6 protein-coding genes and 1 pseudogene are annotated in these 4,813 nt (G+C 72.8%); 1 reads left to right on the forward strand and 6 read right to left on the reverse strand.

Annotated elements, in window-relative coordinates:
* The 6 genes from PROKR_RS17220 to PROKR_RS17245 all read right to left on the reverse strand — a co-directional run.
* Nucleotides 1–246, reverse strand: a 246-nt coding sequence (locus tag PROKR_RS17220; RefSeq protein WP_036965038.1) for a sigma factor, incomplete at its 3' end; no start/stop codon positions are given.
* Entirely contained in the window at nucleotides 243–587 is a 345-nt protein-coding gene (locus PROKR_RS17225) for a YciI family protein (RefSeq protein WP_036965039.1), read from the reverse strand. The genes PROKR_RS17225 and PROKR_RS17220, both read right to left, overlap by 4 nt.
* An 11-nt stretch (nucleotides 588–598) precedes the next feature.
* Nucleotides 599–943 carry a YciI family protein gene (locus PROKR_RS17230; RefSeq protein WP_036965041.1) on the reverse strand — a complete coding sequence of 115 codons (345 nt, stop codon included), beginning with the start codon at nucleotides 941–943 and terminating at the stop codon, nucleotides 599–601.
* Between the two features lie 117 nt (nucleotides 944–1,060).
* Nucleotides 1,061–2,320, reverse strand: coding sequence for a threonine ammonia-lyase (gene ilvA / locus PROKR_RS17235; protein ID WP_200836120.1), 1,260 nt, complete (start codon nucleotides 2,318–2,320; stop codon nucleotides 1,061–1,063).
* Between the two features lie 29 nt (nucleotides 2,321–2,349).
* Nucleotides 2,350–3,633 carry an AI-2E family transporter gene (locus tag PROKR_RS17240; protein ID WP_245605863.1) on the reverse strand — a complete coding sequence of 428 codons (1,284 nt, stop codon included), beginning with the start codon at nucleotides 3,631–3,633 and terminating at the stop codon, nucleotides 2,350–2,352.
* 99 nt (nucleotides 3,634–3,732) lie between these two features.
* A complete protein-coding gene (locus PROKR_RS17245; protein WP_036965043.1) occupies nucleotides 3,733–4,332 on the reverse strand; it encodes a YdeI/OmpD-associated family protein in 600 nt (199 codons plus the stop codon).
* A 112-nt stretch (nucleotides 4,333–4,444) separates the two neighbouring features.
* Here PROKR_RS17245 and PROKR_RS35220 point away from each other — a divergent pair.
* Nucleotides 4,445–4,813 (forward strand): annotated as a pseudogene (locus PROKR_RS35220) (hypothetical protein); the annotation flags it as partial.

Here is a 4,813-nt window from a genome sequence, read left to right on the forward strand (position 1 = left end):
GACCGCCCGGCGTCGCAGCCGGTCCAGCGCCCGGTTGCGGGCCGTGGTGGTGAGCCAGGCGCCCGGCCGGTCCGGGACGCCGTCCCGCTCCCAGGTGCGCAGCGCCACCGCGAACGCCTCCTGCGCGCAGTCCTCCGCGAGGTCGAGGTCACCGGTGCTGCGCGCGACGGCGGCGAGCACCCGCGCCCACTCGTCCCGGAACGCCGCGGAGACGGCCTTGCCCACGGACCCGTCGGTGGTGTTCATGCCCCGGGCGGCTCGTCGTCGGTCGGCCAGTAGGGGTGGACCTCGACCAGGCCGTCACGCGCCCCGGGGTACGCCGCCGCGATCGCCAGCGCTGCGTCCAGGTCCGGCGCCTCGATGATGTCGAAGCCGCCGATGACCTCCTTCGACTCCGTGAACGGACCGTCGGTCACGATGGTCCGACCGTCGCGCACGGCGACCCGGCGCGTGTCGGCGGCAGGTCGGAGGCGCGAACCGGTCACGCGGGTGCCCGAGGCGTCGTGCTCGGCCACCCAGCGATCGAGGTCGGGTGTCGGACCACGGTCGGGGACGTCGGGCTCGATCGTGAGCATCAGGTAGCGCACGGCTGCTCCCCTCAGGCCTGGTCCAGCTCGAGCGGCCAGAAGGGACGCAGCTCGATCGCCCCGGTGTACGCCATCGGGTGGGCCGCTGCGATGCGGATGGCCTCGTCGAGGTCGGGGGCGTCGAGCACGTCGAAGCCCGCGATGACCTCCTTGGTCTCGGAGAACGGGCCGTCGGTGACGATCACCTCTCCGGCGCGGACCTGCACGCCGACGGCGTCGGCGGGCGGGCGCAGGCGGTCACCGAGGACCGCGCGACCGGTGTCGTAGGTGTCGCGCACCCAGTCCTCGATCTGCGGCACGTCGCCCGGCTCGGCCGGGGTGTCGGGGGTGGACAGGACGAGCATGAGGTAACGCATGGTGTGCTCCCTTCCGGGGTGATCCCCGGAGTCATCGTCGCGCGGCCGGGCGGCCGCGTCATCCTGACGACGAACGGGACGACGCCCCCACGACACCCGGACCCGATCAGGTTCCGGTCAGAACGCGGCGACCTCGTACCCCTCGGACTCCAGCCGCTCCACGACGGCGGTCCTGTGCTCCTCGCCCTTGGTCTCGAGCTGCAGGTTGACCGACACCTCGGACACCGAGAGCGAGACGTCGGTGCGTGTGTGGTCCACGGCCACGATGTTGGCGCCGGCAGCGGCGATGGTCTCCACGAGCCGCGCGAGCGCGCCGGGCTTGTCCATCAGCCGCACCTGCAGCTTGAGGTACCGCCCGGCCGCGACGAGGCCGTGCTGGACCACGCGCAGCAGCACGAGCGGGTCGATGTTGCCGCCCGACAGCACCGCGACGACCGGCCCGGTGAACACGCCCGGCCCGGCGGCCATGATGCCCGCGACCCCCGCCGCGCCGGCCGGCTCGACCATCAGCTTGGAGCGCTCCAGCACCGCCAGCAGGGCGCGCGAGAGCTGGTCCTCGGTGACGGTCCGGACCTCGACGCCCTCCTTCTGCACGATGCCGAACGGCACGTCGCCCGGCAGGCCCACCGCGATGCCGTCGGCCATGGTGGCGCCGAGCGTGCCGGCCATCGGCCTGCCCGCCTCGAGCGAGCCGGGGTACGCCGCGGCCGATGCCGCCTGCACCCCCACGACCTTCACGTGCGGGGCGACCTCGGCCAGCACGGCCGCGATCCCGGCCACGAGCCCGCCGCCGCCCAGCGGCACGACGACGGTGGCGACGTCGGGCACCTGCTCCAGGATCTCCAGGGCGACGGTGCCCTGCCCCGCCACGACGTCGACGTGGTCGAACGGGTGGATGAGCACCCGGCCGGACCGGGCGGCCTCGACGCGCGCGGCGGCCAGCGCCTCGTCCACGGACGAGCCCACCATGCGCACCTCGGCGCCGTACCCGCGGGTCGCGGCGACCTTGGGCAGGGCCGCGTCCACGGGCATGTAGACGACGGTGTCGATGCCGAGCATGCTCGCGGCGAGCGCGACGCCCTGCGCGTGGTTCCCGGCGGACGCCGCGACGACGCCGCGCTCGCGCTCCTCGGGTGACAGACGCGCGAGGCGTACGTAGGCGCCGCGCACCTTGAACGAGCCCGCGCGTTGCAGGTTCTCGCACTTGAGCAGCACCTTCGTGCCCGCGATCGTGGACAGCGCGCGGCTCTCCGTCACGGGTGTACGGGTGATGACGCCGTCGAGCATCTCGGCGGCAGCCCGGGCGTCGTCGGCGGACACCGTGAGGTGGCCGCCGTAGGACTCCAGGTCGAACGGATCCAGTGGCACAGCGCGCATGTTGCCCGACTGCGCCGCCAGATGCACGTTCAGCGCTTGGGATCACCCTTCGGCGCGTCCGCTCCGGCGTCCGGTTCGGCGTCCGCGGAGACGTCGTCCACGGCCGTGTCGGCCAGGACGCCGGGGCTCCGGCGCAGGCGGAGCGGGATGGGCGGGGCGTCGGCCGCACGCCATCGGATCGGCAGGGCGTCCTCGTCGCCGAGCTCGGGGAACTTGTCGTGCCCGTTGAGATACAGGATCACGGTGTTCAGGACGGCCGCGAGGGGCACCGCGAACAGCGCGCCGACGATGCCCGCGGCGAACGAGCCGGCCGCCACCGCGAGGATGACGGCGACGGGGTGCAGCGAGACGGCCTGGCCCATGAGGAACGGCTGCAGCGCGTGCGACTCGATCTGCTGCACCAGCAGCACCACGCCGAGCATGATGAGCGCCGCGACCCAGCCGTTCGAGACGAGCACGACGACGACCGCGATGGCGCCGGTGACGATGGCACCGACCACGGGCACGAACGAACCGACGAACACGAGGATGGCGATCGGCAGCGCCAGCGACGGCACGAAGAACACCGCTCCGATGCCGATGCCGACGGCATCGACGGCGGCGACCAGGATCTGCGTACGGGTGTAGGCCGCCAGGGTGACGGCGCCACGCCGGCCCGCCTGGTTGACCCGCTCCCGGGCGGACCGCGGGAGCAGGCCGACGATCCAGCCCCAGATCCCGCGCGGGTCGTGCAGGAAGAAGAAGGTGCAGAACAGCGCGATCAGCGCGCCGACCAGGACGCTGCCCGCGGTCGCCGCGGCGCCCAGGGCGCCGCTCACGATCGCGCTCTGCTGTGCCTCGAGCTGGTCGAGGATGTCCCGGCTGTAGCTGTCGAGCTCCTCCTGGAGGCCGAACGTGGCCGAGAGCTGCGACCAGAGCTCGTTGAAGCCGCTGATGGCCTGTGTCCGCAGGTCGGCGAACCCGTTCGCGATCGACTGTCCTGCCAGGGTGATCAGGCCGGCGACCACCACGATCAGACCGATCAGGGAGAGGCCCGCCGACAGCCCGCGCGGGACGCGCAGCCGCTCGTTCAGCAGGCGCCGCACCGGCGTGAGCATGATCGTCAGCAGCAGCGCCACCGCCACGGGTACCACGATCGTCTTGAGCAGCGCGAGCAGCCACAGCGCAGCGGCGATGAACGCACCGATCAGGAGCATGCGCCAGGACCACGAGGCGGCGGCCCGGATGGCCGGCGGGACGGCGCCCGACTCGTCGGTGCGGGGCGGCGCTGTGGTCTGGCTCGACGTCACGCTTGTCTCCTCGGTCTGTGGCACGGACAACACCCTAGGGGAGCACATGGACCGCCCGCTGGCCTGCGCACGCGCCGCACCGAAGGTGCACCGCGTGCTCACGGGACGGACAGATGCGCGACGTCAGTCGTCCAGCTTCCGCTTCTGCGGGTAGACCGTCTCGCCGCGCTCCAGCATGCCGACGAACTTGGCGATGTTCCGCTCCCGGGTCTCCGGCTTCTTGACACCGGTGATCCGGAAGAGGACGGCGAACCGGTTCTGTGCCGTGAGGATGCCGAACATGGCTGCCGCGCGCGGGCTGGCCGCGAGCGCCTCGGCGAGGTCGGGCGGCACCTCGATGTTCTTGCTGCCCTCGTAGGCGACGTCCCAGCGGCCGTCCTCCTTGGCCCTGTCGATCTCCTGCTGGCCGCGGGGCCGCATACGCCCCTCGGCGATCAGGCGGTCCACGATCCGCACGTTCCGCGCGGACCAGCGGCTGCGGGACCGGCGCGGGCAGAAGCGCTGCAGCGACGTCACCTCGTCGCGGCTGCGGCCCTGGGCGTCGATCCAGCCGCTGCACAGCGCCTCGTCGAGCGCGGAGTCGTAGGTCAGGGTGGTCGGTGCTTCCTTGTTCTTGCGGGCGAGGACGAGCCAGACGCCGTCCGACGTCCCCTCGTTCTCGTCGAGCCAGGCACGCCAGGCGGCGACGTCGGTGAACAGGACCTCGGCATCGGTGTCGGCCATGGGTAGGACGCTACGCCGGGCCACTGACATCGACGTCGACCGGCGATGACATCGGCCATGACTGCGGCCGATGACGCTGACACCGGCGAGCGGCGAGGCCTACGGTGGCGTCATGACGACCTGGCAGATCAGCACGTCGACGGGCGATCCCGGGCGGGTCGCGACCATCCTCCCCGGCAGCGGGTACACCGCGCAGGGGCCGGTGCTCTGGTACGCGGCCAAGGTGCTGCACTCGGCGGGCTGGACCGTCCGCACGTTCTCGTGGGACGAGCTCTCCCCGGACTGGGGCCACGCCCGCCGGGTCTACGGTGAGTCGCTGCGGCAGGCGACCGTGCCGGCCGGCGGACGGCACCTCGTGGTCGCCAAGTCGCTCGGCTCGTTCGCCCTGCCCGTCGCGGCGGAGCTCGGCCTCCCGGGGGCCTGGTTGACACCGGTGCTCACCGGGGACGCGGCCGAGCCGGTCCGTCACGCGGTCGCCGCC

The organism is Promicromonospora kroppenstedtii DSM 19349 (genome assembly GCF_000515355.1).
GTDB classification, from domain to species: Bacteria; Actinomycetota; Actinomycetes; order Actinomycetales; family Cellulomonadaceae; genus Promicromonospora; species Promicromonospora kroppenstedtii.

Bases quoted from the DNA above. Each gene is read 5' to 3' on its own strand.
- ilvA (WP_200836120.1), bottom strand. From the start codon at position 2,320: ATGCGCGCTGTGCCACTGGATCCGTTCGACCTGGAGTCCTACGGCGGC.
- PROKR_RS17245 (WP_036965043.1), bottom strand. From the start codon at position 4,332: ATGGCCGACACCGATGCCGAGGTCCTGTTCACCGACGTCGCCGCCTGG.
- PROKR_RS17230 (WP_036965041.1), bottom strand. From the start codon at position 943: ATGCGTTACCTCATGCTCGTCCTGTCCACCCCCGACACCCCGGCCGAG.